Origin of the sequence: Metabacillus sp. Hm71, assembly GCF_051842955.2 — a bacterium.
GTDB lineage: Bacteria > Bacillota > Bacilli > Bacillales > Bacillaceae > Metabacillus.
Window position 1 is genome coordinate 624,979 of the sequence record NZ_CM200278.1, and the last position, 26,756, is coordinate 651,734.

Annotated in this window: 29 protein-coding genes, 16 tRNA genes and 3 rRNA genes; 44 read left to right on the forward strand and 4 right to left on the reverse strand. The window is 42.7% G+C overall.

Features of this window, described 5'->3' with window-relative positions; all coding sequences use genetic code 11:
• Window position 1 precedes the first annotated feature (1 nt).
• The 7 genes from ACSVDH_RS03115 to ACSVDH_RS03145 all read left to right on the forward strand — a co-directional run bounded on the left by ACSVDH_RS03115 (window position 2) and on the right by ACSVDH_RS03145 (window position 5,566).
• On the forward strand, window positions 2-793 hold the full coding sequence (locus ACSVDH_RS03115) for an ABC transporter permease (protein WP_439253198.1): 792 nt from the start codon (window positions 2-4) through the stop codon (window positions 791-793).
• A 4-nt stretch (window positions 794-797) separates the two neighbouring features.
• The gene (locus ACSVDH_RS03120; RefSeq protein WP_439253180.1) at window positions 798-1,583 is read left to right on the forward strand and encodes an ABC transporter permease; all 786 of its coding nucleotides are present in this window, start codon (window positions 798-800) and stop codon (window positions 1,581-1,583) included.
• Between the two features lie 438 nt (window positions 1,584-2,021).
• Complete coding sequence (locus ACSVDH_RS03125) at window positions 2,022-2,426, forward strand: ion channel (protein ID WP_439253181.1); 405 nt, start codon at window positions 2,022-2,024, stop codon at window positions 2,424-2,426.
• 60 nt (window positions 2,427-2,486) lie between these two features.
• Complete coding sequence (gene bcp / locus ACSVDH_RS03130) at window positions 2,487-2,957, forward strand: thioredoxin-dependent thiol peroxidase (protein WP_439253183.1); 471 nt, start codon at window positions 2,487-2,489, stop codon at window positions 2,955-2,957.
• Window positions 2,958-3,337: 380 nt separating this feature from the next.
• Window positions 3,338-4,291, forward strand: coding sequence for a D-2-hydroxyacid dehydrogenase (locus ACSVDH_RS03135; RefSeq protein WP_439253184.1), 954 nt, complete (start codon window positions 3,338-3,340; stop codon window positions 4,289-4,291).
• A 224-nt stretch (window positions 4,292-4,515) separates the two neighbouring features.
• Window positions 4,516-4,953, forward strand: a complete 438-nt coding sequence (perR, locus tag ACSVDH_RS03140) for a peroxide-responsive transcriptional repressor PerR (protein ID WP_299094659.1) — start codon at window positions 4,516-4,518, stop codon at window positions 4,951-4,953.
• Between the two features lie 130 nt (window positions 4,954-5,083).
• The gene (locus ACSVDH_RS03145) at window positions 5,084-5,566 is read left to right on the forward strand and encodes a CBO0543 family protein (protein ID WP_439253186.1); all 483 of its coding nucleotides are present in this window, start codon (window positions 5,084-5,086) and stop codon (window positions 5,564-5,566) included.
• A 2-nt stretch (window positions 5,567-5,568) separates the two neighbouring features.
• Here ACSVDH_RS03145 and ACSVDH_RS03150 read toward each other — a convergent pair whose 3' ends face one another.
• Window positions 5,569-5,928: a YgzB family protein gene (locus tag ACSVDH_RS03150; protein ID WP_046589378.1), complete on the reverse strand. Its 360-nt coding sequence runs from the start codon at window positions 5,926-5,928 to the stop codon at window positions 5,569-5,571.
• 239 nt (window positions 5,929-6,167) lie between these two features.
• Here ACSVDH_RS03150 and ACSVDH_RS03155 point away from each other — a divergent pair, with 239 nt between their 5' ends.
• From ACSVDH_RS03155 to ACSVDH_RS03260, 22 genes are all read left to right on the forward strand, one after another.
• Window positions 6,168-7,040 (forward strand): nucleotidyltransferase-like protein, encoded by an 873-nt coding sequence (locus tag ACSVDH_RS03155; RefSeq protein WP_299094654.1) that lies wholly within the window; start codon window positions 6,168-6,170, stop codon window positions 7,038-7,040.
• A gap of 269 nt (window positions 7,041-7,309) precedes the next feature.
• Window positions 7,310-8,860: ribosomal RNA gene (locus tag ACSVDH_RS03160) — 16S ribosomal RNA — on the forward strand.
• A gap of 234 nt (window positions 8,861-9,094) precedes the next feature.
• Window positions 9,095-12,026 (forward strand): 23S ribosomal RNA (locus ACSVDH_RS03165).
• Window positions 12,027-12,150: 124 nt separating this feature from the next.
• A 5S ribosomal RNA gene (gene rrf, locus ACSVDH_RS03170) occupies window positions 12,151-12,266 on the forward strand.
• The 16S, 23S and 5S rRNA genes sit together here with 16 tRNA genes alongside, the layout of an rRNA operon.
• A gap of 10 nt (window positions 12,267-12,276) precedes the next feature.
• Window positions 12,277-12,351, forward strand: a tRNA-Asn gene (locus ACSVDH_RS03175).
• Window positions 12,352-12,355: 4 nt separating this feature from the next.
• A tRNA-Ser gene (locus ACSVDH_RS03180) sits at window positions 12,356-12,447 on the forward strand.
• Between the two features lie 12 nt (window positions 12,448-12,459).
• Window positions 12,460-12,534: transfer RNA gene (locus ACSVDH_RS03185), tRNA-Glu, on the forward strand.
• A gap of 9 nt (window positions 12,535-12,543) precedes the next feature.
• A tRNA-Val gene (locus tag ACSVDH_RS03190) sits at window positions 12,544-12,619 on the forward strand.
• 10 nt (window positions 12,620-12,629) lie between these two features.
• Window positions 12,630-12,706: transfer RNA gene (locus ACSVDH_RS03195), tRNA-Met, on the forward strand.
• A 5-nt stretch (window positions 12,707-12,711) separates the two neighbouring features.
• A tRNA-Asp gene (locus ACSVDH_RS03200) sits at window positions 12,712-12,788 on the forward strand.
• A gap of 170 nt (window positions 12,789-12,958) precedes the next feature.
• Window positions 12,959-13,034: transfer RNA gene (locus ACSVDH_RS03205), tRNA-Phe, on the forward strand.
• 24 nt (window positions 13,035-13,058) lie between these two features.
• A tRNA-Thr gene (locus ACSVDH_RS03210) sits at window positions 13,059-13,131 on the forward strand.
• 14 nt (window positions 13,132-13,145) lie between these two features.
• A tRNA-Tyr gene (locus ACSVDH_RS03215) sits at window positions 13,146-13,229 on the forward strand.
• Window positions 13,230-13,239: 10 nt separating this feature from the next.
• Window positions 13,240-13,313 (forward strand) — tRNA-Trp (locus ACSVDH_RS03220).
• 21 nt (window positions 13,314-13,334) lie between these two features.
• Window positions 13,335-13,410: transfer RNA gene (locus ACSVDH_RS03225), tRNA-His, on the forward strand.
• A gap of 35 nt (window positions 13,411-13,445) precedes the next feature.
• Window positions 13,446-13,520, forward strand: a tRNA-Gln gene (locus ACSVDH_RS03230).
• A 65-nt stretch (window positions 13,521-13,585) separates the two neighbouring features.
• A tRNA-Gly gene (locus ACSVDH_RS03235) sits at window positions 13,586-13,660 on the forward strand.
• Window positions 13,661-13,669: 9 nt separating this feature from the next.
• Window positions 13,670-13,743: transfer RNA gene (locus tag ACSVDH_RS03240), tRNA-Cys, on the forward strand.
• Window positions 13,744-13,757: 14 nt separating this feature from the next.
• Window positions 13,758-13,846: transfer RNA gene (locus ACSVDH_RS03245), tRNA-Leu, on the forward strand.
• Between the two features lie 22 nt (window positions 13,847-13,868).
• Window positions 13,869-13,950: transfer RNA gene (locus ACSVDH_RS03250), tRNA-Leu, on the forward strand.
• Window positions 13,951-14,109: 159 nt separating this feature from the next.
• Window positions 14,110-15,075: a tyrosine-type recombinase/integrase gene (locus ACSVDH_RS03255; RefSeq protein ID WP_439253444.1), complete on the forward strand. Its 966-nt coding sequence runs from the start codon at window positions 14,110-14,112 to the stop codon at window positions 15,073-15,075.
• Window positions 15,076-15,705: 630 nt separating this feature from the next.
• Window positions 15,706-15,846, forward strand: coding sequence for an anti-repressor SinI family protein (locus ACSVDH_RS03260; protein WP_439253443.1), 141 nt, complete (start codon window positions 15,706-15,708; stop codon window positions 15,844-15,846).
• A 526-nt stretch (window positions 15,847-16,372) separates the two neighbouring features.
• On the opposite strand, the gene ACSVDH_RS03265 is transcribed toward ACSVDH_RS03260, so the two are convergent.
• Together ACSVDH_RS03265 and ACSVDH_RS03270 are read right to left on the reverse strand one after the other, a co-directional pair.
• Window positions 16,373-16,813, reverse strand: a complete 441-nt coding sequence (locus ACSVDH_RS03265) for an endonuclease domain-containing protein (protein ID WP_439253441.1) — start codon at window positions 16,811-16,813, stop codon at window positions 16,373-16,375.
• 60 nt (window positions 16,814-16,873) lie between these two features.
• Window positions 16,874-17,104, reverse strand: a complete 231-nt coding sequence (locus tag ACSVDH_RS03270; protein ID WP_439253439.1) for a helix-turn-helix domain-containing protein — start codon at window positions 17,102-17,104, stop codon at window positions 16,874-16,876.
• Window positions 17,105-17,250: 146 nt separating this feature from the next.
• Here ACSVDH_RS03270 and ACSVDH_RS03275 point away from each other — a divergent pair, with 146 nt between their 5' ends.
• The 4 genes from ACSVDH_RS03275 (at window position 17,251) to ACSVDH_RS03290 (ending at window position 18,701) form a co-directional block, all read left to right on the forward strand.
• Window positions 17,251-17,385, forward strand: coding sequence for a hypothetical protein (locus ACSVDH_RS03275; protein ID WP_439253437.1), 135 nt, complete (start codon window positions 17,251-17,253; stop codon window positions 17,383-17,385).
• Complete coding sequence (locus ACSVDH_RS03280; RefSeq protein WP_439253435.1) at window positions 17,357-17,698, forward strand: hypothetical protein; 342 nt, start codon at window positions 17,357-17,359, stop codon at window positions 17,696-17,698. Before ACSVDH_RS03275 ends, ACSVDH_RS03280 begins: the two co-directional genes overlap by 29 nt.
• 263 nt (window positions 17,699-17,961) lie before the next feature.
• The gene (locus tag ACSVDH_RS03285) at window positions 17,962-18,228 is read left to right on the forward strand and encodes a hypothetical protein (protein WP_439253434.1); all 267 of its coding nucleotides are present in this window, start codon (window positions 17,962-17,964) and stop codon (window positions 18,226-18,228) included.
• A gap of 131 nt (window positions 18,229-18,359) precedes the next feature.
• Window positions 18,360-18,701, forward strand: a complete 342-nt coding sequence (locus ACSVDH_RS03290; RefSeq protein WP_439253432.1) for a hypothetical protein — start codon at window positions 18,360-18,362, stop codon at window positions 18,699-18,701.
• Between the two features lie 32 nt (window positions 18,702-18,733).
• Here ACSVDH_RS03290 and ACSVDH_RS03295 read toward each other — a convergent pair whose 3' ends face one another.
• On the reverse strand, window positions 18,734-18,940 hold the full coding sequence (locus ACSVDH_RS03295; RefSeq protein WP_439253431.1) for a helix-turn-helix domain-containing protein: 207 nt from the start codon (window positions 18,938-18,940) through the stop codon (window positions 18,734-18,736).
• Between the two features lie 156 nt (window positions 18,941-19,096).
• Between ACSVDH_RS03295 and ACSVDH_RS03300 the strand changes: the two genes are divergently transcribed.
• From ACSVDH_RS03300 to ACSVDH_RS03350, 11 genes are all read left to right on the forward strand, one after another.
• Window positions 19,097-19,435, forward strand: coding sequence for a hypothetical protein (locus ACSVDH_RS03300; protein WP_439253429.1), 339 nt, complete (start codon window positions 19,097-19,099; stop codon window positions 19,433-19,435).
• Window positions 19,436-19,564: 129 nt separating this feature from the next.
• Window positions 19,565-19,864: a hypothetical protein gene (locus tag ACSVDH_RS03305; RefSeq protein ID WP_439253428.1), complete on the forward strand. Its 300-nt coding sequence runs from the start codon at window positions 19,565-19,567 to the stop codon at window positions 19,862-19,864.
• Window positions 19,865-20,823: 959 nt separating this feature from the next.
• Entirely contained in the window at window positions 20,824-21,069 is a 246-nt protein-coding gene (locus ACSVDH_RS03310; protein WP_439253426.1) for a helix-turn-helix domain-containing protein, read from the forward strand.
• A 331-nt stretch (window positions 21,070-21,400) separates the two neighbouring features.
• The gene (locus ACSVDH_RS03315; protein ID WP_439253425.1) at window positions 21,401-22,261 is read left to right on the forward strand and encodes a hypothetical protein; all 861 of its coding nucleotides are present in this window, start codon (window positions 21,401-21,403) and stop codon (window positions 22,259-22,261) included.
• A gap of 58 nt (window positions 22,262-22,319) precedes the next feature.
• The gene (locus tag ACSVDH_RS03320; RefSeq protein ID WP_439253424.1) at window positions 22,320-22,454 is read left to right on the forward strand and encodes a hypothetical protein; all 135 of its coding nucleotides are present in this window, start codon (window positions 22,320-22,322) and stop codon (window positions 22,452-22,454) included.
• 273 nt (window positions 22,455-22,727) lie between these two features.
• Window positions 22,728-22,937, forward strand: coding sequence for a hypothetical protein (locus tag ACSVDH_RS03325; RefSeq protein WP_439253422.1), 210 nt, complete (start codon window positions 22,728-22,730; stop codon window positions 22,935-22,937).
• Window position 22,938: 1 nt separating this feature from the next.
• Window positions 22,939-23,181, forward strand: a complete 243-nt coding sequence (locus ACSVDH_RS03330) for a hypothetical protein (RefSeq protein ID WP_439253421.1) — start codon at window positions 22,939-22,941, stop codon at window positions 23,179-23,181.
• Window positions 23,168-23,524 (forward strand): hypothetical protein, encoded by a 357-nt coding sequence (locus ACSVDH_RS03335; protein WP_439253420.1) that lies wholly within the window; start codon window positions 23,168-23,170, stop codon window positions 23,522-23,524. Before ACSVDH_RS03330 ends, ACSVDH_RS03335 begins: the two co-directional genes overlap by 14 nt.
• A complete protein-coding gene (locus ACSVDH_RS03340) occupies window positions 23,524-24,237 on the forward strand; it encodes a hypothetical protein (protein ID WP_439253418.1) in 714 nt (237 codons plus the stop codon). Before ACSVDH_RS03335 ends, ACSVDH_RS03340 begins: the two co-directional genes overlap by 1 nt.
• 168 nt (window positions 24,238-24,405) lie before the next feature.
• On the forward strand, window positions 24,406-24,738 hold the full coding sequence (locus tag ACSVDH_RS03345; RefSeq protein ID WP_439253417.1) for a hypothetical protein: 333 nt from the start codon (window positions 24,406-24,408) through the stop codon (window positions 24,736-24,738).
• A complete protein-coding gene (locus ACSVDH_RS03350; protein WP_439253415.1) occupies window positions 24,735-26,741 on the forward strand; it encodes a phage tail protein in 2,007 nt (668 codons plus the stop codon). The genes ACSVDH_RS03345 and ACSVDH_RS03350 overlap by 4 nt, the downstream gene beginning before the upstream one ends.
• The last annotated feature ends 15 nt before the right edge of the window (window positions 26,742-26,756 follow it).

Here is a 26,756-nt window from a genome sequence, read left to right on the forward strand (position 1 = left end):
GATGGATAAATATATCGAAATGATCAGGATCCGCTTTTTGATGATGCTTGCCTATCGAACCAACTATTATAGCGGAATCCTGATATACAGTATTAACATAGGAGCCTACTATTTTTTATGGACCGCCATTTATGGTGGCAAAGAATCGATAGAAGGTTTGTCTGCGGTGCAAATGACGACATATGTGGCCGTTTCGTGGATGGCAAGGGCGTTTTATTTTAATAATATTGATCGTGAAATTGCATTGGAAATAAAAGAGGGAAAAGTGGCTGTTGAATTAATTAGGCCTTATAACTATTTAGGGATGAAGACGATGCAGGCGTTTGGAGAAGGAATCTTTCGCTTAGTCTTTTTCTCGGCGCCAGGAATGGTCATTGTCGGCCTGGTGTTTCCGATGGATTTTTCATCAAATGGAGAAACATGGCTGCTTTTTGCAAGTTCGCTATTATTTAGTTTTATTATTAATACACAAATTAATCTAGTTACCGGGATGCTGACCTTTTTCTTATTTAATAATGATGGGCTTATGAGAGCAAAGCGTGTCATTATCGATTTATTTTCCGGCTTGCTGCTGCCAATCAGCTTTTATCCTTTATGGGCGCAAGAGGTTATGAAGTATTTTCCGTTTCAGGCAATAAGCTATATTCCGAGCATGATCTTTACAGAGGGAATGACGGGGAATGAAGTGCTTCAAGCCATTCTGTTGCAGGCTTTTTGGGCATTAGTGTTACTCATTCCGATCCAGCTGCTTTGGTCCTTAGCGAAAAAACGAATGATTATTCAAGGGGGGTGAGGTCATGTTCTATTTATCGATGCTTACACAGTATATCGGCCAGTATATGAAAACAAGAATGCAATACCGGGCGGACATGGTCGTCGAGCTTTTATCTGATATGCTGTTTCAAGCAACAAACCTCGTTTTTATCCTTGTCGTCTTCGGACATACTCAGTTTTTAAGCGGCTGGACACGTGATGAAATTATTTTTATTTATGGCTTTTTCCTCGTTCCATATGCTGTTTTTGGCGCATTCTTTAATATTTGGGATTTTAATGAGCGCTATATTGTCAAAGGAGAAATGGACCGGATCTTAACAAGACCGATTCATAGTCTTTTCCAGGTGATTTTGGAACGAATGGAGCTTGAATCCTTGTTTGGCGCGATCACCGGGATTGTGATTATGGGCTATGCCTCCGTTCAGCTAGGCTTAAGCTTTCAATGGTACGATCTTCTTTTCTTTATTGTCTTTGTGATCAGCGGGGCACTTGTCTATGCCGGGATTTTCGTTTCTTTGGCGAGCATCGGCTTTTGGTCTGATGCACGAACATCGCTTATGCCGATGATGTACAATATTGGAAACTATGGACGGTATCCGGTTGATATTTATAATTCCGTGATCCGCTTTGTACTGACATGGATCCTGCCATTTGCATTTGTTGGTGTATATCCTGCCGCATTTTTTCTTGAAAAAGAAGAATGGTATATGTACTCGTATTTAACTCCTGTTATGGGAGTCGCGTTTTTTATGATCTCTGTGTTTCTTTGGAATGCAGGGGTGAAACGATATCGCGGAGCGGGAAACTAGATTTAACATTGTAATATTCTTAAAGGAGCCCGATTGATACCGGGCAGATTTTTATAAAGTTAGGCGTGAATTCTTAGAGGGATTCACGCCTTCTTAATGCTTATCTTAAGGGGGATAATGGACAAAATCTATATATTTGAGGAGGAAAAGTCCTGTAGAAAGAGCCAAAGAGACAAAACGTAGCCAGAGAGCCAAAGAAAAGTCCCGTAGAAACCCTCAAAGGGACAAACCTTAGACAAAGAAACAAAGAAAAAAGTCCTATAGTGACAAAGCTTGATAAGAAAGCAATAGGGAAAGGAAGTCCTTCATAAAGCAAAGACGCCTGTAAACTAAATTTTGCTCTCCTTTTTATAACCTCAAAAACAAACTCAGTTGAATAACCACCCCTATGCTTGTCATATAGTATACAAAGCGCAAGATGATTAGGGTGGGGTCTATGTGGAGCTTTTATTTTGCGTGTTCATTGCCATCTGTATGTTCATGAATTTAAAAAATGTTATCGTTATTTGCTTTCAAAAGAATTTTTTGTCTATTGAAACCATCATTATGATCACCTATTTATATTTGTCGCTGCTGATTGGCTTTGGGATGATTTATCTCATTTGCATGCAAAGCAACTTTGTCGTTTTAACTGAAGCGGGAAATTCTTTAACGGGAGATTATTTTGATAAGCTCGCCACATCACTTTATTTTAGTGCCGTTACATTATTTTCTGTAGGCTATGGCGATATTGTCCCAATCGGCATCGGCAGGTTGCTGGCTGTTTTGGAAGCGTTAATTGGCTATATCCTTCCAGCGGTTTTTCTGGCTCGTACGGTTATCGGTTTGGATAATAGTAAATAGTTGTACGAAAAGCGAAAGTTGGTTACGCTTAAAGTAGAACGATTTATTGGAGGGATAGACATGACAGTTGAAATTGGCAGCGCTGCCCCGGATATGGAATTAGTCGCTGATAATGGTGAAAAAACAAAACTTGCTGATTACAGAGGGAAATACATTGTTTTATATTTTTATCCAAAGGATATGACACCCGGCTGCACGACAGAAGCCTGTGATTTCAGAGATCAGCATCAAAGCTTCGCGGATGTAAATGCGGTCATTATCGGAGTTAGTCCTGACCCTCAGGAAAAACACCAAAAGTTTAAGGAAAAGCATGACCTTCCATTTAAACTGTTAGTCGATGATGAACATAAACTAGCGGAAGCTTATAATGTTTGGAAGCTGAAAAAGAATTTTGGAAAAGAATATATGGGGATTGAACGATCCACTTTTATTATTGATCCAGAAGGAAACTTGATCAAGGAATGGAGAAAAGTAAAAGTGAAGGATCATGTTCAAGAAGCATTAGAGTACATAAAAGAACGACAATCCTAATACGAAAATCATCATGCCTATTTTTTAAAAGGTAAGGCAAACGTCCAGCCAATTTGCAGGGAAATGCGTACTCTATACAGAAGGCATTACCTCCTCAAATGTTAGCGCCGGACTAAGTGCGGACAAATGATCCGCACTCTTTTTTGTCGTTTAGAATTATAAAATTCATTGAATTGTGAATAAGCGCTGCGACATCCAGCTCCAGCGCCTATCGCCTATCAAACTTCAGATCATCTCCCTACGATAAGTCAACATCGGTTCGCTTCGCTTACCGTGTTTCCTTTATCTCAGTCGATGCTCCTCCAGTTTGTACGGCGATGACCAAGGCGCTTGCGCTTTTGTTCTGCAAAGGGAATACATAGAGAGAGGAGATTTTTTACGTGATCGTCCTATCAACTGTAAAACTGCCTAATCAGCTAAAAGAGCAGTTAGAGAGCAGCTTTAAAAATGTAACATTTTATCATGATCAAAAAATCAATGAAGCAAACGACATTCTGCCAAAAGCAGAAATTATCTTAACCTATGGCGAGGATTTAAGGGACGAGCATATAGAGGCTGCAACAAACTTAAAATGGATCATGGTTGCCTCAGCAGGTATAGAAAAACTGCCATTTGAACAGCTAGAAAAACATAAAATTCATGTTACAAATGCAAAAGGGGTTCATGCCATCCCAATGGCAGAGTATTGTATCGCGATGATGCTGCAGGTTTCCCGCCAGGCAAGCACGCTTATGGAAAATCAAAAGCAGCACAAATGGGACCGCCGCGTGCGAATGGAGGAGCTCTACGGAAAAACCGTCTATATTTTAGGAGCGGGAGCGATCGGTACAGCAATAGCTAAGCTGTCTAATGCGTTCGGAATGCAGGTTCTTGGTATGAACCGGGATGGGAGAGCGGTCGAGTTTTTTCATGAAACCTATTCGTTAAAAGAAATGCTTGTTCCAATGGGGAAGTCTGACTTTATCATTTCCGTTCTGCCAAGCACTGAGCAAACAAAGGGTCTTTTAACATATGAGGCTTTTAAAAGGATGAAAGAGGATGCAGTGTTTATTAATATTGGCAGGGGAGACGCTGTCATTGAAGGAGATCTGATCCAAGCATTAAATGAAAAACAAATCAAACACGCAGTGCTGGATGTATTTGAAAAGGAACCATTGAATGAAGACCACCCATTTTGGGATATGGAAAATGTAACGGTTACCCCGCACTTATCTGGTATTACGAAAAATTATTTACCAAGAGCGATGAAAATATTTGAGAAGAACTTAAAAGCTTACATAGAAGGGCAAATTTCAAGTATGGAAAATATCATTTCTTTAGAAAAAGGCTATTAATCACGTGAATCCTTTCTAAAGGCAAATAATAGGGATAGCATCGACGATCGATTTAAAAGGAGATATTTACCTTTTAGCAATTGGTTAGTTTAGTCTTGATGATGGAGAGAATTTCAGATTATATTGCATATAGAAAGAACAATTGACAAAAGTCTTAGTCACAATGTACACTAATTATAAACATTATAAAGTAAGAATATTTATTAAAGTGAGGTGCATGGCGGATGTCAGAACATCAATTAAAAGATGCGTTAGAAACATTAAAGCAAACTGGAGTTCGAATTACACCTCAACGTCATGCTATACTTGAATTCTTAGTCGATTCCATGACACACCCTACTGCAGATGATATATATAAAGCGTTAGAAGGAAAATTCCCTAATATGAGTGTTGCGACAGTTTACAACAACTTAAGGGTATTTCGTGAAGTTGGACTTGTAAAGGAATTAACGTATGGCGATGCATCAAGTCGATTTGATTTTGTAACGTCTGATCATTACCACTGTATATGTGAAAGCTGTGGGAAAATTGTTGACTTCCATTACCCGGGACTTGATGAGGTTGAGGCGCTTGCTGCACATGTAACAGGATTTAAAGTAAGCCATCATCGTATGGAGATCTATGGTGTTTGCAAGGATTGTGAAAAGAAAGAAACTCATTAATATCCAAGCTCGGTGTTAATACTGGGCTTGTTTTTTTATGCAATTCTAAGGTAACTTCTCTCTCTTGTGATATTTTTTCTTAAGAAATAATGAATCTTAAGTATGAAAAGAATGAGGAGATACCCCTTTTATGTGGATGCTTATCTTTCTTTTCTTTGTTTTTCTTAACGTCATTGTCGTGTTTATGCCGAAACGGTTAAGCGGCATAGAAATGTATTCGACGACAATGTTTGCGTTGTTTTTAGGTACAAATGTCGATTTACTGCTAGAAAAATACTATAAACTTTATAGTTATTTTAAAGAAGGTGTGGAGGTTAAAGCGTTTCTTGGGCAATATTTATATTTTATCCCCATCAACTTATTGTTTTTAAATTTTTATCCTTTAAACAAGAGCATTGTATCCAAAGCGATTTATATCTTAGGTTGGACAGCTTTTTCGGTTGGTTTTGAATGGCTTGCAAAAGAAACGGCGTTTTTTCAATACACAGGCTGGAAGCTTTGGTATTCGGCCATTGCATATCCGTTTATCTTTACGATTCTATTGTTGAATTTTAAAGCAGTCAAAAAGCTTATAGAAAAAGAACGGCTGAAACGCAGCCGTTCTAATGTTTAACTCTATTCGGTCTTCATTTTTTTACGATTATAGTCCTCATTAAACTCTTTTCCTTCTAAATCCTTATCTAATGTTAATGGTTCCTTACAATACATGCACATATCCACGCGGCCAAGTATTTTTGTCGGTTTCTCGCAGGACGGGCAGATAACCTGAACAGCTTTAGTGGACAACATTCCAATCCAAAAATAAACAACGGTGCTGGCGATGATCGAAAGCATTCCCAGCATCATAAAAATCGTCATGACCCACATGTTTGTTCTGAAGAAAACGCCAACATACATAATAATGAAGCCTACAAAAATTAAGCTAAGGGCAAAAGTTCTGATTTTATTTATTTTACTTGAATATTTACGAGCCATATATTAAACCTCCTTTGTTTAATATAGCACAGAATTGAACAGCAGATAAATCGTTAACATAAGTAACTTTTATAGTTCATCAGTAATTAATGTTTGTTTTAAAGGCTGATCGTCCTTTATACTATCAGAGGTTCATTTTTGAGTTCGCAAAACTTACCCTTATCGTTCAAATTTTGAAAAGGGATTTTGCTTTTATATGTAGAAAACATTAATAAAGTCCATATATTGGAGGAATAATGATGGAAAATATTCTCCGTCCGATCTATCAAGAAAGGGCTAGTCACTCAAATACATTAGCAATCATCATGATTGAAAAACGAAATCAAACTTCACCCTTAACAGATAATTTAGATGTTGCGTTATTAGTCATTATAAAAGACTCAGATCATTCACTATTTGTGAAGCATTATGAATATGAAGATAAAAAAGCATCATTAACCGTTATGTCAGAAGATGAATTAAATGAAGCCATTTTATTAGGAACAAATAGAAGAATTGTTGATTGGGTTTTAAATGGGAAGATTCTGTTTGATCGTAATGAATACATAATCGGACTTATTGAACGTTTGCGGACATTTCCATTTTCAGAGCGTAAATTAAAAATTGGGATTGAATACGGCAAGCTGATTCGAAGATATCTGGAAGGGAAGGTATTCTTTGAATCAAAACAGCTATTGGATGCCTATTACCATATTGTTCATGCTCTTCATCACTTAGCAAGACTTGAGGTCATCGACCAAGGCTTTCACCCTGAGGTAACTGTCTGGAACCAGGTGAAAAAAATTGAGCCGCAAATTTATAAGCTATATAAGGAATTAGTTGAAAGTGATGAGTCGTTAGAAAAAAGGTTGGAGCTTTTATTTCTAGCAAGCGACTTTTTGATTCATTCAAAAACTGAGGTTGGTGCTGCTCATATACTCAGGGTTATGGCAGAGAAGGAATATTGGTTATATAATGAATTGCACCATCATCCAGAATTGAAGTATTATTCTGTTGATCTAAGTGTTCTTTTAGAGTATCTAGTAGAAAAAAATTATGTTTCCATTAAACGGATCGAGACAAAAGGCAAGGAAGTTTTTCATCGTGCATATTTTGTTGAGAAAAAGTATTGACTTAGATTTTTTGAGATGATATATTATTAAACGTCGCTGTTACCACAAAACGTAAACAGCGGCTTCTGTCTCACTTTTTCATCAAAAAAGTTTTTGAGAAAAAATGTTGACATGAAGAAATGAAAATGATATATTAAGAAAGTCGCTTCTAGACGAAACGACATGATAATGATCTTTGAAAACTAAACAAAACCAAGCGTGCCAACGTTAATTTCGATTAACAAACAACGTACTAAAATAGTACATTTTTTATGAGCTATATCAACTCTTTATTGGAGAGTTTGATCCTGGCTCAGGACGAACGCTGGCGGCGTGCCTAATACATGCAAGTCGAGCGAATCTGAGGGAGCTTGCTCCCGATGATTAGCGGCGGACGGGTGAGTAACACGTGGGTAACCTGCCTGTAAGATTGGGATAACTCCGGGAAACCGGAGCTAATACCGGATAATATTTCGAACCGCATGGTTCGGAATTGAAAGGTGGCTTTTGCTACCACTTACAGATGGACCCGCGGCGCATTAGCTAGTTGGTGAGGTAACGGCTCACCAAGGCAACGATGCGTAGCCGACCTGAGAGGGTGATCGGCCACACTGGGACTGAGACACGGCCCAGACTCCTACGGGAGGCAGCAGTAGGGAATCTTCCGCAATGGACGAAAGTCTGACGGAGCAACGCCGCGTGAGCGAAGAAGGCCTTCGGGTCGTAAAGCTCTGTTGTTAGGGAAGAACAAGTACCGTTCAAATAGGGCGGTACCTTGACGGTACCTAACCAGAAAGCCACGGCTAACTACGTGCCAGCAGCCGCGGTAATACGTAGGTGGCAAGCGTTGTCCGGAATTATTGGGCGTAAAGCGCGCGCAGGCGGTTTCTTAAGTCTGATGTGAAAGCCCACGGCTCAACCGTGGAGGGTCATTGGAAACTGGGGAACTTGAGTGCAGAAGAGGAGAGTGGAATTCCACGTGTAGCGGTGAAATGCGTAGAGATGTGGAGGAACACCAGTGGCGAAGGCGACTCTCTGGTCTGTAACTGACGCTGAGGCGCGAAAGCGTGGGGAGCGAACAGGATTAGATACCCTGGTAGTCCACGCCGTAAACGATGAGTGCTAAGTGTTAGAGGGTTTCCGCCCTTTAGTGCTGCAGCAAACGCATTAAGCACTCCGCCTGGGGAGTACGGTCGCAAGACTGAAACTCAAAGGAATTGACGGGGGCCCGCACAAGCGGTGGAGCATGTGGTTTAATTCGAAGCAACGCGAAGAACCTTACCAGGTCTTGACATCCTTCGCTACTTCTAGAGATAGAAGGTTCCCCTTCGGGGGACGAAGTGACAGGTGGTGCATGGTTGTCGTCAGCTCGTGTCGTGAGATGTTGGGTTAAGTCCCGCAACGAGCGCAACCCTTGATCTTAGTTGCCAGCATTCAGTTGGGCACTCTAAGGTGACTGCCGGTGACAAACCGGAGGAAGGTGGGGATGACGTCAAATCATCATGCCCCTTATGACCTGGGCTACACACGTGCTACAATGGATGGTACAAAGGGCTGCAAGACCGCGAGGTCAAGCCAATCCCATAAAACCATTCTCAGTTCGGATTGCAGGCTGCAACTCGCCTGCATGAAGCCGGAATCGCTAGTAATCGCGGATCAGCATGCCGCGGTGAATACGTTCCCGGGCCTTGTACACACCGCCCGTCACACCACGAGAGTTTGTAACACCCGAAGTCGGTGGGGTAACCGCAAGGAGCCAGCCGCCTAAGGTGGGACAGATGATTGGGGTGAAGTCGTAACAAGGTAGCCGTATCGGAAGGTGCGGCTGGATCACCTCCTTTCTAAGGAAAATGAGGCTCGCTTGGTTTTTGTTTAGTTTTGAGAGATCATTTACGATCTTTCATTATATGTAAGAAAAAGACATAGGAGTTTAAATGCTTATAGCATTTGTGCATCCTGTGCTTTATGTTCCTTGAAAACTAGATAACGATAACAATTCAAGTAATTCACTGAGTTTAAACGCTTATTTTTAGTGATTCTCTTAATAATTAGTAAATGACATCTTCGATGTCAAAGGTTAAGTTGTTAAGGGCGCACGGTGGATGCCTTGGCACTAGGAGCCGATGAAGGACGGTACTAACACCGATATGCTTCGGGGAGCTGTAAGTAAGCTTTGATCCGGAGATTTCCGAATGGGGAAACCCACTGTTCGTAATGGAACAGTATCTTTACCTGAATCCATAGGGTAATGAAGGCAGACCCGGGGAACTGAAACATCTAAGTACCCGGAGGAAGAGAAAGCAAACGCGATTTCCTGAGTAGCGGCGAGCGAAACGGAAGAAGCCCAAACCAAGAGGCTTGCCTCTTGGGGTTGTAGGACACTCTATTAGGAGTTACAAAGGAACGGGGTAAATGAAGCGGTCTGGAAAGGCCCGTCATAGAAGGTAACAACCCTGTAGTTGAAACTTCGTTCCCTCCAGAGTGGATCCTGAGTACGGCGGGACACGTGAAATCCCGTCGGAAGCAGGGAGGACCATCTCCCAAGGCTAAATACTCCCTAGTGACCGATAGTGAACCAGTACCGTGAGGGAAAGGTGAAAAGCACCCCGGAAGGGGAGTGAAAGAGATCCTGAAACCGTGTGCCTACAAGTAGTCAAAGCCCGTTAATGGGTAATGGCGTGCCTTTTGTAGAATGAACCGGCGAGTTACGATCCCGTGCAAGGTTAAGTTGAAGAGACGGAGCCGCAGCGAAAGCGAGTCTTAAATAGGGCGAATGAGTACGTGGTCGTAGACCCGAAACCAGGTGATCTACCCATGTCCAGGGTGAAGTTCAGGTAACACTGAATGGAGGCCCGAACCCACGCACGTTGAAAAGTGCGGGGATGAGGTGTGGGTAGCGGAGAAATTCCAATCGAACTTGGAGATAGCTGGTTCTCTCCGAAATAGCTTTAGGGCTAGCCTTGAATTAAGAGTCTTGGAGGTAGAGCACTGATTGGACTAGGGGCCCCCATCGGGTTACCGAATTCAGTCAAACTCCGAATGCCAAAGACTTATGTTCAGGAGTCAGACTGCGAGTGATAAGATCCGTAGTCAAGAGGGAAACAGCCCAGACCACCAGCTAAGGTCCCAAAGTATACGTTAAGTGGAAAAGGATGTGGAGTTGCTTAGACAACCAGGATGTTGGCTTAGAAGCAGCCACCATTTAAAGAGTGCGTAATAGCTCACTGGTCGAGTGACTCTGCGCCGAAAATGTACCGGGGCTAAACGTATCACCGAAGCTGTGGACTGTTCTTTTAGAACAGTGGTAGGAGAGCGTTCTAAGGGCTGTGAAGCTAGACCGTAAGGACTAGTGGAGCGCTTAGAAGTGAGAATGCCGGTATGAGTAGCGAAAGAGGGGTGAGAATCCCCTCCACCGAATGCCTAAGGTTTCCTGAGGAAGGCTCGTCCGCTCAGGGTTAGTCGGGACCTAAGCCGAGGCCGAAAGGCGTAGGCGATGGCCAACAGGTTGAAATTCCTGTACCACCTCCTCACCGTTTGAGCAATGGGGGGACGCAGAAGGATAGGGTAAGCGCGCTGTTGGATTAGCGCGTCCAAGCAGTTAGGCTGACAACGAGGCAAATCCCGTTGTCACATAAGCTGAGCTGTGATGGCGAGGGAACTATAGTACCGAAGTTCCTGATTCCACACTGCCAAGAAAAGCCTCTAGCGAGGTGTGAGGTGCCCGTACCGCAAACCGACACAGGTAGGCGAGGAGAGAATCCTAAGGTGAGCGAGAGAACTCTCGTTAAGGAACTCGGCAAAATGACCCCGTAACTTCGGGAGAAGGGGTGCTTTTTAGGGTGAATAGCCCGGAAAAGCCGCAGTGAATAGGCCCAGGCGACTGTTTAGCAAAAACACAGGTCTCTGCGAAGCCGCAAGGCGAAGTATAGGGGCTGACGCCTGCCCGGTGCTGGAAGGTTAAGGGGAGAGGTTAGCGCAAGCGAAGCTTTGAACTGAAGCCCCAGTAAACGGCGGCCGTAACTATAACGGTCCTAAGGTAGCGAAATTCCTTGTCGGGTAAGTTCCGACCCGCACGAAAGGCGTAACGATCTGGGCACTGTCTCAACGAGAGACTCGGTGAAATTATAGTACCTGTGAAGATGCAGGTTACCCGCGACAGGACGGAAAGACCCCGTGGAGCTTTACTGTAGCCTGATATTGAATTTTGGTACAGCTTGTACAGGATAGGTAGGAGCCTGAGAAGCCGGAGCGCCAGCTTCGGTGGAGGCGTCGGTGGGATACTACCCTGGCTGTATTGAAATTCTAACCCGCGGCCCTTATCGGGCCGGGAGACAGTGTCAGGTGGGCAGTTTGACTGGGGCGGTCGCCTCCTAAAATGTAACGGAGGCGCCCAAAGGTTCCCTCAGAATGGTTGGAAATCATTCGCAGAGTGTAAAGGCACAAGGGAGCTTGACTGCGAGACCTACAAGTCGAGCAGGGACGAAAGTCGGGCTTAGTGATCCGGTGGTTCCGCATGGAAGGGCCATCGCTCAACGGATAAAAGCTACCCCGGGGATAACAGGCTTATCTCCCCCAAGAGTCCACATCGACGGGGAGGTTTGGCACCTCGATGTCGGCTCATCGCATCCTGGGGCTGTAGTCGGTCCCAAGGGTTGGGCTGTTCGCCCATTAAAGCGGTACGCGAGCTGGGTTCAGAACGTCGTGAGACAGTTCGGTCCCTATCCGTCGTGGGCGCAGGAAATTTGAGAGGAGCTGTCCTTAGTACGAGAGGACCGGGATGGACGCACCGCTGGTGTACCAGTTGTCTTGCCAAAGGCATAGCTGGGTAGCTATGTGCGGAAGGGATAAGTGCTGAAAGCATCTAAGCATGAAGCCCCCCTCAAGATGAGATTTCCCTGTTACTTTGTAACGTAAGATCCCTGAAAGATGATCAGGTTGATAGGTCAGAGGTGGAAGCGCGGTGACGTGTGGAGCTGACTGATACTAATCGATCGAGGACTTAACCTATTACAAAGCGTAAGCTCAGTATGTGAATTGTTTAATCGTTATCTAGTTTTGAAGGAATATAAAAGTTTTTCAAAAACACTTGAAAAATTCCTTCAAAATAGTATAATAGTTTTTGTCACAATTGTCTGGTGACGATGGCGAAGAGGTCACACCCGTTCCCATGCCGAACACGGAAGTTAAGCTCTTCAGCGCCGATGGTAGTTGGGGGACTCCCCCTGTGAGAGTAGGACGTTGCCAGGCTAATTATTATTCCGCAGTAGCTCAGTGGTAGAGCTATCGGCTGTTAACCGATCGGTCGCAGGTTCGAATCCTGCCTGCGGAGCCATTTTGGAGAGCTGTCCGAGTGGCCGAAGGAGCACGATTGGAAATCGTGTAGGCGGTGAAAGCTGTCTCAAGGGTTCAAATCCCTTGCTCTCCGCCACTATCATACATTGGCCCGTTGGTCAAGCGGTTAAGACACCGCCCTTTCACGGCGGTAACACGGGTTCGAATCCCGTACGGGTCACCAATTTAAGTCGGAGGATTAGCTCAGCTGGGAGAGCACCTGCCTTACAAGCAGGGGGTCGGCGGTTCGATCCCGTCATCCTCCACCATATATATTATCGCGGGGTGGAGCAGTCTGGTAGCTCGTCGGGCTCATAACCCGAAGGTCGCAGGTTCAAATCCTGCCTCCGCAACCAAAAATGGTCCGGTAGTTCAGTTGGTTAGAATGCCTGCCTGTCACGCAGGAGGTCGCGGGTTCGAGTCCCGTCCGGACCGCCATTTTTTTAAAATTATTATTTTCAATTCCTTTTCTCAAGGAAAAGGGTTTCGATAAGCGAAAAGGTCGAGGAAGCGATTGAATGAACACCGGAGCGTATGACAATACGTGAGGATGTGAATGAATGAGCTGACGAAGAGATTTGAAGCTTAGCGGAAGCCGAAAACTATTAGGCTCGGTAGCTCAGTTGGTAGAGCAATGGACTGAAAATCCATGTGTCGGCGGTTCGATTCCGTCCCGAGCCACCATTTAAGATAAACTTATTAATTAATGCCGGTGTAGCTCAATTGGTAGAGCAACTGACTTGTAATCAGTAGGTTGGGGGTTCAAGTCCTCTCGCCGGCACTGGGTAATATCCTGGAGGGGTAGCGAAGTGGCTAAACGCGGCGGACTGTAAATCCGCTCCTTAGGGTTCGGCAGTTCGAATCTGCCCCCCTCCACCATTTATATTATAGGGGCATAGTTTAACGGTAGAATAGAGGTCTCCAAAACCTTTGGTGTGGGTTCGATTCCTACTGCCCCTGCCAAATAACAAATAAACATTAATGGCGGTTGTGGCGAAGTGGTTAACGCATCGGATTGTGGTTCCGACATTCGTGGGTTCGATTCCCATCAGCCGCCCCATTTTATTAGAAAAGTATTACATGCAGCTTAATCAATGGGCTATAGCCAAGCGGTAAGGCAACGGACTTTGACTCCGTCATGCGTTGGTTCGAATCCAGCTAGCCCAGCCATTTTCTTATCAACATTTCCGATCTTCTTGCATAGGCTAGAGTATTCGGATTAATCATATTAAGTTGCGGAAGTAGTTCAGTGGTAGAACACCACCTTGCCAAGGTGGGGGTCGCGGGTTCGAATCCCGTCTTCCGCTCCAGTTTTAAATGGCGGCATAGCCAAGTGGTAAGGCAGAGGTCTGCAAAACCTTTATCACCGGTTCAAATCCGGTTGCCGCCTCCATTTACAACACCCTTGCCGGGGTGGCGGAACTGGCAGACGCACAGGACTTAAAATCCTGCGGTAGGTGACTACCGTACCGGTTCGATTCCGGTCCTCGGCACCATATGTATAATTGATTTTGACATGCCAGTGTGGCGGAATTGGCAGACGCGCACGACTCAAAATCGTGTTCCTTCGGGAGTGTCGGTTCGACCCCGACCACTGGTACTTATTCGATGTTCAAGAACGTTATAGCGACGGTCTTCAGCGTAATTAATCGCTGATTTATCGTCGCTTTTTTGCGTTTAATAACCGTTAAACGTTACGATAAATGGTCGTGTGCCTAGTCGCTTTCCTTCAAACCAACGGAGGAGGGCGACTTTTTTTATGTCATCACGTCGAAATAATCGTTTAAATGCTCGAGAAATAGATATCGCAGTCGAGCCGGTCGAATTCAATACGCTGTCATTTGACGGAGCGATGTCGCTATTTATAGCCGATGCAAGAAGGAAGAGTTTACGTGAAGCTACGATAACTTATTATCAACGCGAGATAAATCATTTTCGGAATTGGTTAGCGCAGCACGATAAATTGGAATTAATTTCGAAGGTAGTGCGCGCTGATATTGATAGTTACGTCGATTATTTGAAAGATAACGGTAAGCAAAATGGTACGATCAATACTCGCCTTAGAGCAATCCGAGCTTTCTTCGGTTACTTATACGAAAGCAAATACATAAAAGAAAATCCGATGAGAAAGTATTCGCTACTTAAAGAACGGAAAGGAAATATCGAAACTTTTACGATGCAGCAATTGCGCCAGCTTCTTAACGCTCCTGATAAAAGAACTTTTACTGGACTACGTGACTATACGTATATGTTGCTATTGCTCGAAACTGGAATCCGTTTAAGTGAAGCTACGGGGATATTAGTCGAGGATGTTAAGTTGAGCGAAGGTACGATATTTATTCGGGAAACAAAGAACCACTTTCATCGATATGTTCCGATTCAAGCGAAAATGAAGGAGCAACTACGGAGATATATAAAGATCCGAGGTACGTGCGAAACGGAGCATCTATTTGTAACGATCGATGGGACAAAGATGCAAAGAGGCGCCCTACAGAAGCTAGTCGGTAAATACGGCAAGCAAGCGAAGATAAAAGGCGTTAGGTGTTCGCCACATACGTTGAGGCATACTTTTGCGAAAATGTCGGTTATGAACGGAGCTGGCGTATTCGAATTACAGAAGATTCTCGGCCATTCAACGATGGAGATGGTAAAGGTCTATGTCAATCTTTACGCATCAGACGTTTATGATCGGCACAAAGAGTTTTCGCCATTAAACAATTTATAAAACAACGCTAAAAATTGCATAAAAAAAAGCGCAACGGCTGCGGGAACAGTCGATACGCCAAGCTACATTTCACTAATTACATATTATCGAAAAAAAGACGGCTATGCAAGTCTTATTTAAGTGCGCCATTTTTCGAAGTATGTACGAGGTGTCAGCGCTTTTTAAGACGTGGAACAGCCTACTAACACGTCTATAATCGAAACTTGACCGGTTAGCTCAGCCAACGCATAAAATGAGCGCATCACGTTAAGCAGTATGCCTTCTATACTGCGTGATGGTCTAGGCGGTTACGGCCATTAACGGTAAGGAGTGGACGACCGTTGGTGCTTCGGTACCAGGGTAATTGATCAGAACTTCGTTTAACTATAACGCATATTGGGGCGGTCTGATATGTAGAAAGATCGATTCGGCGAAAGTCGGAAGTCATAGAGGGGTTATACATACGGATACCTGGCGTACTTCGACGCAAGTAAAAACGTTAACGACTTCGCTTCTATTCGCTTAGATTACATTCCGTAGTCTCGGCGTATAGGGGTGAAATCCGTTGCCAGCCGTTTCCTATCGTCATCTCAGCAAGCCAAAAAGCGAAAAACAGGTCAAGCAATAATTTACGGGAATGAGGGAGAAAAGATGTACGAAGAGTGGGTCGCATTGATTATTGAAGCGTTGGAAGTCGGAATTAGCGAAGATGAGATACGAGAATTTTTACGGAGTTATGATAAAGATAGCGAAGGATTCCGAAATCGTAACTATGGGAATAGATCGATGTAACACGCTTTACTACGATAAAGAAACGTAGAGGAATAGCGTAAGAATGCGGATATATGGCGTTAGGTGGAGATGAGATATCGTTGACATTACGTTACATATACCGATGTTAGGGGTTCCGATTTGTTCTCATTTCACCAGCCGCATGGTCCTGACGCGTGTGTGGTCGAAAACTTCGGGGGTCTGACGATGGGAAATAGCGCCATCTTTATGCATTATTTCATCGTACTAAAGCGTATGTGAAGCGCCAATAAGCCCGTCATACCAACGATGTATGAAAGCGTGCATAAGCGTATAAATTGCGCACTTCACAAGCGAAGTCATGACGCCTACTGCCGCAAGGGATTGGCGGTTATCGATGAATACCGTTAACTTCCTATAGGATCGATTATGTAAACTAGAAATGTCGTGTTTATGCAACGTTATGCAATCGTATTTCCCGTCGTTTTCATACGGGGGGCGGGTATGTCCAGCGAGATCCCTTCGCCAGGCGCCTTTAAAATCCGCGCAATATTTTTAAACTTCGGGTCTATACGAAATTACTTCGTTCATTTACTTTCCGTTCGATTCTACGTATTACCTTCGTTATATTCCCGTTAATATCACTGCCGGTAAATCGGAGGACGCTCCATCCATTCCTACGAAGATAGTTATTTTTACGATTGTCGTGTTTCTTTTGTTCTGACGAAGAATGATACGCTTTTCCATCGCACTCTATCGCTATCTTGTACGTTGGTAACGCCAAGTCTATCCGGTATGGTCCGCAGCGTTCCTGAGTTCTAACGTTAAAGCCTCGGAAGGTTAGAGCGTTAAATAACCGACGTTCTATGGGGCTTTCACATTTATTACGTTGATATAGGATAAAGTCAAATTGACCTGGCTTCGGTCGTTTAGATTGTAGATAAAGTAAGATAAGCGGAAGTATTACCGTTATAAAGACGAATCCTGCAATCGAAATATATCCGTTCATAAAAAATCACCTCTAAACGATATGATTGACCGTTTTAAAGGTGTTTAATCGAAGTCTATTTTACATTCCGAAATAATCGTCCGGTACGTCTTTACCGAATTTACTTAGCGCCTTTCTTATTTTCAATACCGTTTCATACTTAGGACGGTACTCCTTATCGTTGCATAACCTCGATATTGTTCTCCGACTTAGCTTCGATTTCTCCTCGATCTCTATCTGCGTTATTCCTTCCCGATCTAAAAACTTACCGAATTTTGTCCGCGGCTTCTTAACGTTAAAGAAATCAAACATTGCGATCACCTTCCGTTTTTAGAAACAGTCTCGTCTATTTCGTTACTTTTTAAACCTGACGAAAAAAAGTAACATAACGGACAAGCAGCGCCTAATATCATTTATCAAGGACGTCGGAAAGGCGTCACACCAAAGGAGGAATCATCATGACTAAGGAATTAGCGTTATCACTTATCGAAGGTAAGGACGTCATCTACTTAACGGAGGAAGGTCGTAAGATGATCGAGGCTATTCTTAACGAGGTGAATAACGATGTACAGACCGACGGTACGTTACGATGAGGCTTTTCGAAATTATGTCGATAGCCTATTTCACGCAACGCATTTGGACCGTAACCAAATCATAAGAGGCGCCTTATTTGCGGCAGCTCATTCGAAGGAGTTTGCGGATCTTTTAACGATTTATAAGAAGCCTGGCGTCTCTCTTCCCTCGCCTGTTTGGAATATCCGTCAGCATGGATACTGGATGGATCAACGCTATCAACCGGAAGAAGGAGGTAAGGACGTCAATGCAACGAAGACGAGACAGCAAGGGCCGATTTCTACCGAACCAATACGAATTACAAACGCAGGAGGAATTAGTTTCTCGTTATAAGGAAAGACGGATCAAAGTCGTTAAAGTAAAGGGAAGCTACGGTAAATACGAAATAAGGGACGTTTGGTTAAGCGATACCGATAAGGAAATACTCGGAGTGATCGGATTATTCGTTATTTTGGCGATACTCTTTTAACGAGGAGGTGTCGCATGAATAAAAAACCGTCAGAAGAAGCGCTTAAGGCTTTTTACGAAGCAATTAAGCCGGGATTAGTCCGGATAGTAAAAGAAGACGAAGAGAAACGTCTTAAGGAGGACGAAAAATGAGAGACGTATTAATATCGTACGGAGGAGCCGACGAGAACTGTCTTGTTTTTCTATACGATAAGCACGGTGAGCAAATCGACGGTAGCTTGGAAATCGATCATTTCGTTTATGAGGCCTTATTCGGATTGTCTGGCGTAACCATTTCGCGATGCAAGGTGTCGGAGCAAATATGGGATAAGATGGTTAAATTTTCGATAAAAAAGCATCTACGTGAGGAATATGAAGCTGAATATGCAAGTTGGGGCCTGCCTTGTTATAAATAAAACCTTAGTTATCGTATTTATTACCGTTTAGAGGCTTAATTACTTTAGTAGCGCCTCCTAAGATTAAAACTTTAGTTGCAACTAAGATAAAGGCGTCAGGTGACGTCACTACATCGAGAGGTAGGGTTAGCATGATAATTGTCGAGCCTGGCTATCAGCCGGAAGTTATAACGTTAAATTTTATGTCTTACGATAAGGACGGATCGGTAATAAGAGGTGTGCATAGAGCGCTTCAAATCGACGAAGATCACGTAATATTTAGCTGCAGTGACGGAATCTTCTTATATAAGGTATATAAATCGGAGTATGGTCCTGAGATTGGAGATCGTGCGCAGCTACTGGCCGACTTTAAAGTAACGCCTTATGTTCGGATTGACTTGGATACTTTAGCGAATATGACGTTTCCAGAGTTGATGCTGGAGATAGTCGAAATAAGAAGGGTAACGCGTAGGAAAGCGATCACGTTTATATAATCTGTAATAAAAAGGGAGCCTTCGCGGGCTCCTTATTTCGTTTCTTCAATATGAAATAAATCTTCTATTGATAAGTTTAGAGCTCGACTGACTGCGACAAGAGTAGCGATATCGAATCGGTCTTGCTTTTTAAATCGACTAATCGTCGCCTCAGTTAAGCCAGTCATTTCGGCTAGTTGCTTTTGACTAATGTTCCGTTCAGATAATATTTCTGTAATTTTTGGAGTTACTTTATACATTTTCTTCTCCTCCGACCTTATTTCTTAATTACATATTACTAATTCGTAATTTTTTTGTCAATAGAGGGTTGACTTACGAATTACATAGGTGTAATATAAAGACAAGGTTACGAATTACATATGCGTAATCGGTAATAAAATGAGAGGATGATTTGTATGGCATTAGAGATTATCAGTAACGACGAGGTACAATTCGAAATTATCGAAACGAAGGTGGTATTCACGGATACAGATTCGGCAGCAACGGAATTCGTAGAACGCCAGCATTCGTTGAAACTTAGTGATTCGTTGGTCTTATCGGTATACGATGACCATGAAGGCATAGTTTTAGAGACGATTGATTCAACCGGAGTTATTCAGGAGACTGTCGCGGCAATCGGTGGCGGTGGATTATTCAAAAAAGAGTGGCTCGATCTAAATTTAATTCAGCACATGTCGGCGGCTGAACTGCTCTTATTAATAGCGAAAGCGAACGGCCATCATCGTGAGAACTAATCTAGCGTTTTATACATTATTCTTTATCGTTGAAAGTGCGTTCGTAATTGTTTTATGCAAATAAAAAAGCGCTTAAGAAGTTGCAGCTTCCTAGCGCCCCGATCAAATATATCCTAAGGAGAGTATAACATGAGTCGACCAATAACGCTAGTCTATCACGGCAATATAGACGATAAACCGTTTGTAGAACGGTCTGAGGCGCATTTAATAACGGATAAAATCGTATTCCAACGTTCTGGCGAAGATTTAATCTTTCGAGAGGTAACGGAAGTAATCGGAGATGAGGCGCATATTTACGAAGAAAAGCCTTACCGATATCTATGCTTCGGAATCCTGAACGGTAACGGTGAAGAAATAGCGAAGAGGATTACGGGAGCTCAGCTGGCGGAAATGAGCTTCGTCGAAGTAATCGAACGGTTAATTAGCTAGTAACCCAAGCCTGGCGGCAAGCTTAATATCGATCGGCGGCAACCGATTATCGAAGGTCGTACGGCAATGCGACCTTGCTTTTTGTTTGTTAATACGGCCTATATAGTGAGATGAAAATATTTTTTAATAATATACTGATTTTTCGCTCTCTCGGCACCTATAGGAGGGAGACGTGAACTTTTACGCCTTTAGTTGTACATACGTTATGAATGAGAACTTGTATTTCATATCGACAGTTGGCTTTACGTAATGAGAAGCGTATAAAAAACGAAGTTTCGTATCTATGTTCTATAGAAACACGAACTTTTACGTCCTTTGGCGGTCTATAGAGTGAGAAGCGTATAATAATCGGCGTTTTGTGTTTATACGTAATAGGTACCGATAATAACTTTTACGCACCTATAAGGTGAGAGACCCTACATTTTATCGTCTCTGACGGTCTATATAGTGAAGGCTTCTAATCTAGAGGCGTAGTTATCCGTATATACGAAGAGACTACACCGTTTTATACCGTTAGTTGTTTATACGTATAGGAAGCGAACTTTTTCGAAGTTTTGTATCTTATTTTATGAGAACCGTATATTTTATCGCCTTTCACGCACTAAGTAGAGAAGGCTTCTATTTCACGTTATTTTGTATCTATGTATTATGAACCCATATTTTTCGCTCTCAGGCGGTCTATAAGGTGAGAACTTGTATTTCGATCTGTTTTGTATCTATGTATTATGAAGACGTGGACTTTCACTGTTCAGTACGGTCTATATAGCGAAGACTTGCATTTTATTCCGTTAGTTATCCGTATTAATGAAGACATCAACTTTTACCGTTTACTACGGTCTATATATTGAAACGTAGCCAGCGGATAGCCGCGAACCGAATGCCTAACGGTTTGAGGTTATTCGTTTTTATTTTCGCTAAATGTGATAACTTATCACAACTACTACAAAGGAGGTTAAACGATGTTAAAAGCCGATGATCTGCCGATTATCCGAGATTTCTACAATCTAACGACTAATAGACTCGCCGATATCTGTAACTTATCGCAATCTTACGTTGCTATGATCGAAAATGGGCATCGCCCGATAACGATAAATGTAGAACGAAGAATAATCGATCAGTTAGGTTTGAACGCCGATATTATCGATAAGATACGCAAGGCAGCCGAAGAATACGAAAAGTTAAAGCGAGATATAAACGGTATCTAACAGGCTTCGCCTGGCATTTCGAACAAAGAACGTTCTCATGCAATGTATTATACCTTTTCGATGGTCTTAAAGAGCGAAGCGATAAAGAAAAAACATACATGGCGGACCATCCGTAGTGACTGAAAGGAACGGAGGATGGGACGCAAGGGTTTAGTATTTGTTATAGAAGATAAGAAGTAATTTAGTTAAAAACACACAAAAAAAGGGCTAGAAGCGTTGGGGCTCTAGGGATCGCGGCGTTTTTAAGGGATGGAAAAAAAGGTTACCTATTTCGCGGTTTTTTGGAAAAAAAGGTTACCTATTTTTAGACAAACTAGGGGGATCAATGATTATGAAGGATCACATGAAGCAAGCAGCTAAGGCAATGACCGGAAGGCCTGTCGGTAATATAACTCCGATAGGGAATAACGGATACGGAAAAGACGAAGCCGGCCAGATATTTCAGTATAGGTCGCAAGAACAACTCGAAGCGATCGAGAAGGAGCGCAATAAAAAGAAGGATCTACGTCACTTTTCGTTTAGTCATATGATGAATATCCGTGAAGTGACCGACAATCTAACGAATAAACAATGCGGATACATCTTAATGCTTCAACCGTATTTGCAATTTAAAACGAACGTACTTATTTTAATGAACGCCGATGAATCGCCAATGACCGAAAAAGAGTTAGCGATAGCTTTAAAAGTAACGCCAAAAACTATAAAAAAGGTTGTGGAGAATTTGATTACGGATGATGTTCTTTCTATCGATAAGAGTGGTTATTACCGTATGAATGAGCGATACCATTTCCGGAAGAAAGTCAAAGAGGATGAGTCGATGCTGATTAAAACGTTTTTCACAACGCTAAAACAACTGAAACTTAAACCGGCTGAGCTTGGCGTCCTATATAAGTTACTACCGTATGTTCACTACGAAACGAATATGATTTGCGCCAATCCTTTCGAAGAGGTTCCGGCAGATATTCGATTCCTTACAACGAAGCAAATAGCCGAAGTAATTGGGATGCACGAAAAGAAAGCGATCGAGGTATTACGAGAGTTAAAGAAATCTGGCGCCATTGCTGAGACTACTAAATTCGTAGAGGATGCGCGGGTTAAGTACATTACGTTAAATCCGTTTATCTTTTATCGACAATCAGGAAAACCGGACACTTCGCTTGCTGCGATGTTCTTATCAAGACCGAATAAATGACTAAAGCCTTTCCGATAACCGGAGGGCTATTTTTTATGACGGAAGGAGGATGACACGAATGAAATCACGCGTTGAGGAATTAATCGATTATTTGAAAGTGCTAGCTCAGTTAAAAGTAGCTGGCCACATCTGCACAAACGAAATTAAGGCCGTAATGGCTCAGATTAACGAAGAGCTCGACATTAACGCTTAATTAAAGATGACGGAGGGATTAATTATTATGAGAGACGATTTATTAGCGATCGAGGAGTTATTAAAAGGACTCAACACGAAAGTAGACATAATTGTTAAAGGCGGTAAACGGGATGATCTACACCGACAGACAGTACGAAATTCATAAGTATATGCAAAACGACCGTTACCGAGTTGTTTGTGAAGTTTACAAAGACGATGGAAGATTAATAGCTGCGTTATTCGAGCCTTGCCGTTAGGTAGGGCTTTTTATTATGAGGGGGAGATGATTACGATGAGAGACGGATTAAAAACGATGCTATGCGTACCAGGTAAGGATTATCCATACGGAGATAAACGAATCACTGCTCGAGTGCAAGACGATAAACATACCGAGTTTATTCAGTTTGGTCCAGACGTAACGCGGAAAACGATAATGAATCAGATTCCAATTATCTATATGGACCGAGTTTACGATAAACGTCGCCGAAAGAAGGCGATCTAACGTGGAAGTTGTCGTTCATCAGTATATAAGCAATGACATATTAAAAACATCCGTTGTCAGCCTCGAAACGGGTGAGATATACGGGCAAGACGTATTTGTAAGACATTCGTTCTATTTCGTAGACGTAGCCGAAGCAGCGCTCGATGATGCGGTTAAATTCGCGGAGGGCGCCGGCTATAACATTAAAACAATCGATAGTCCATTTAAAGCGATGAAAGAAGGTGGAGTCGATGGGTCGGCGTAAGTTTAGGGTTGGATTCCTTAGACGAGAACATGGAACGGGTATTGGGATTATAGAAACAGACGGAAATGAGACAGTTTATATTGCATCTATTTACACCGTGCATAGAGAGAGATGGAACGATGCAGTTAATTTAGCTATTGAACATGTTTCAAAGTTAATAAGTGATGAGACTGCAGTTATTCGTGTAAACGGAGGATACAGACGTGAAATACATCTAAATCCTCAAAATATACGGATTAGAAATTGCGAGCGTAAAAATATGCTTGCTGAATGTTTCGAATTAGCAAACGATGCTATTGAAAGACGTACCACAATAACAGAAAAATTACAGGGGGAATTATAATGAAAAACAACATTACTAAAGCACACGAAATTTTAAATGGATCTACAGGTCGTTATCGCGAGTTATTAGACAAGATGGAAAAAGAGATCAAAAAAGTAAAGGACGATAAGAAGTTCTCCGATCACGGAAAGGACGTAATTATTCGTGAGATTAAAAAGGACTTCGAAGAGGATCTTATGAAGCTTTCTCAACAGATTAAGAAAGAATACCAGGGCGAATTATCTAAAGCGAAGGCTGTAGCCGAAAAAGCGCTAGACAATCCGACTAAGAAGCCGGACGAAAAGGCCATCGCTAAATACCGTCAACAAGTCGAAGAATTAAAAACGAAGGTTATGCTTTCGTTAAAGCCAGATTCAGCGAAAGGTCTAGTCGAGGACTTCGTAAAGGGAATTAACGATCCGTATTTCGCTAATGAATTCCGTACCGAATTTGCTTCGGTAATCACTCCGATTCTTTCTAACGTAGGCGGACCGGAAGCAGCGCAAATCAAGCACGCTCTATCTGGTACTTACGAAAAACTAAGCGACGGATTCTTAACGGATGAGCAACGCGAAGCAAAAGAGGTTATCGAGTCGGTCGACCATATGATGGGATCGCGAGTATTTAACTTTTCAGTAATCGATAGCGTAAACGGGGCGTTCGGACGTTCTATATCGGAGCAAGTAAACGATCCGGATAGTTACTTCGAAGCTAAAGAGAAATCAGAGGAATAACATTTAACTTCGTTGCGCTGGGTCTGGTCAACCTATCAACGAAATACGCTTTCTTCTTGTCGGTTAACTAATCGGCACGGCGGCAGGGACGGCACGGTCCTTGTCGTCTTTTTATTTATCTATTAATTCGTGGAAGCTAGTAACTACGAAACGAAGGGAATGTTAAAAATGGAGGACAATGGCCAGAGGTTGCAAGATATCATACTACAGCATTTAACCCAACCGTTAAGCGAAGTGAAATCGGATGACCTAAGAAACGTTCGAGATATCGAAACGAGTCTAAAAGACGGGCTTAATAAAATCCACAAATTAAAATTTGCCTGGTGGGAAAGAAAACTACTTCGACCTAAGCAGTTGAAGGAGATTTTTCGCCAAGCAATCAAAGCTGTCAGGGCTATCGATCAGGGCCGTATTGATGAAGGGGTCTTTCGTATCAGAAAGGCTGAAAGCATGATGACAGAATATACCGAAGGCTTCAAAAAAGCAGGTGATTCGAAATGACGATGGAGGGCGTTCGTTTTACCATTAGCGCTGTAGATTCATTTTCGAAAACGATGAATAAGTTTAAAAAAGATATGACATCGATGAGCACCAATGCCGTAAAAGGAATCAGTCAACTTTCTTCTACGCACCAGACAATGGCGAACGAACTTAAAAACGCGTTTGCAAGCACGAAAGAGTCGATGAATTCGTTTAAAGGCGACTTAATCGAGGTACAACACGGTTATTTAAAATTGGCGCAATCTTCCGATCAATATGTTGGTAAAACGGGTGAGTTCATTAACGCAATAGGAGCGTTAGGTAAGAAGCAGAAGTCGATTAATGATCAAATGATCGCGAATAACGATGCTTTTAAAATGTCATTCTTCGAATCAATTGGTTCCGTTATTGCGCGTTCTACTCAATCGGAAAAGATCGCTCAAAACTTCGATAGGATGAATAACCCTCTTTACAAAGTGAATAACGGGCTTTTAAAGATCACGCAAGGGTTAGAGGAGACGGCGAAAAAAGGACAACCGGCATATCTTGCGCTTAAACAGCTAGGTCCTAACGCTAGCCTTAAACAACTGAACGATCACGTTAAGCTAATAAATCAAGGTTTAACGCGATTTCCTATGGTCGCAATGGCTGCCGGAGTCGCAAGTATAGTATTGTACGGTGCACTTCACAAAGCAGCGGGGGCTATTCCTGGCTATACGAAATCCTTCGAAACAATGAAGGATACGATGCGTAAAGCCTTTCAACCGATGGTCGAAGTTTTTGCGGCTGTAATGACGAAAGTCTACGATTTTATAACGGTGATAGGAAAAATGATGATTAAGTTTAACGAGGCGCATCCGACAATTGCGAAGATCTTACAAGCCTTTCTAATGCTATTACCGGCGCTTACGTTAATACTCGCGCCACTTGCAATCGGTATAGGGCTGTTCGGCGGGTTAAAGGCTGCGTTTGCTGCAACGTGGATGGTAATCGGACCACTCATTACCGGTCTTGGAGCGATGATGGGAACCGTTATATTAGTCGCGGCTGCTATCGTTGGGTTTGTCGCTGCTTTCGTTATTGCTTATAAGAAAATCGATTGGTTTAGAAATGCAGTCGATGCTGCTTGGGCTTGGATTAAGCAAGCATTTACTACTGCTTTAAACGCGATTAAGGACGTCGTGACGAAAGTATTTAACGCAGTTGTTGGCTTCATATTCATTCAGTTAACGAAGATCAAAGCTTGGTGGGCTCAACATGGCGATGAGGTTATGGCGCTCGTTAAAAAGTTTATGAGTTACATCGGCGACAATATTAAGTCGAGTATGGACTTTATTAAAGGTGTCTTTCAAATCGTTTGGCCAATCATTAAAAATGCGGTAAAAGTAGCATGGGAAGCAATTAAGACTATCGTTGATACTGGAATTGATTTAATCCTCGGATTTATCGAAGTCGGTATGAAACTGTTAGAAGGCGACTGGAAAGGCGCTTGGGAATCGATTAAAAGGATTGCGTCTGATATCTGGCAAAATATCGAATCTTTCTTCGAAAATATCGACCTTTATCAGATCGGTAAAGATATCCTTCAAGGCTTAATCGACGGTATCGGATCAATGGGCGGAGCTATCCAAAGGAAAATCGAATCAATGGCTTCGTTAATTCCAGAATGGGCGAAGCAAATACTTGGGGTGCATTCTCCGTCACGCGTAATGATGGAAATCGGTGGCTTTACGGCTGAGGGTATGGCAGTCGGTTTAATGAACGGATTAAAAGGAGTTAAAAAGGCAGCAGGAAACATCGCTCTAGGTGCGGTTTCTGTTCCTAAACCTCAATCGGTTAATGTTAGTCGGGATAGGTCGTCGTCAGCATCGTCTAAAAACGTGACTCAAAACGTAACCGTTAACCTCGAATATCACGGAGGATCAGGCGATCAAAACGACGCTCAGACTTTTTTACGTACGGTAAGCGAAGGATTAGCGAACGAATTGCAGCGCCAAGCGCGTATTAGCGGAATTAAACTTTAATAAGGAGTGGTATCG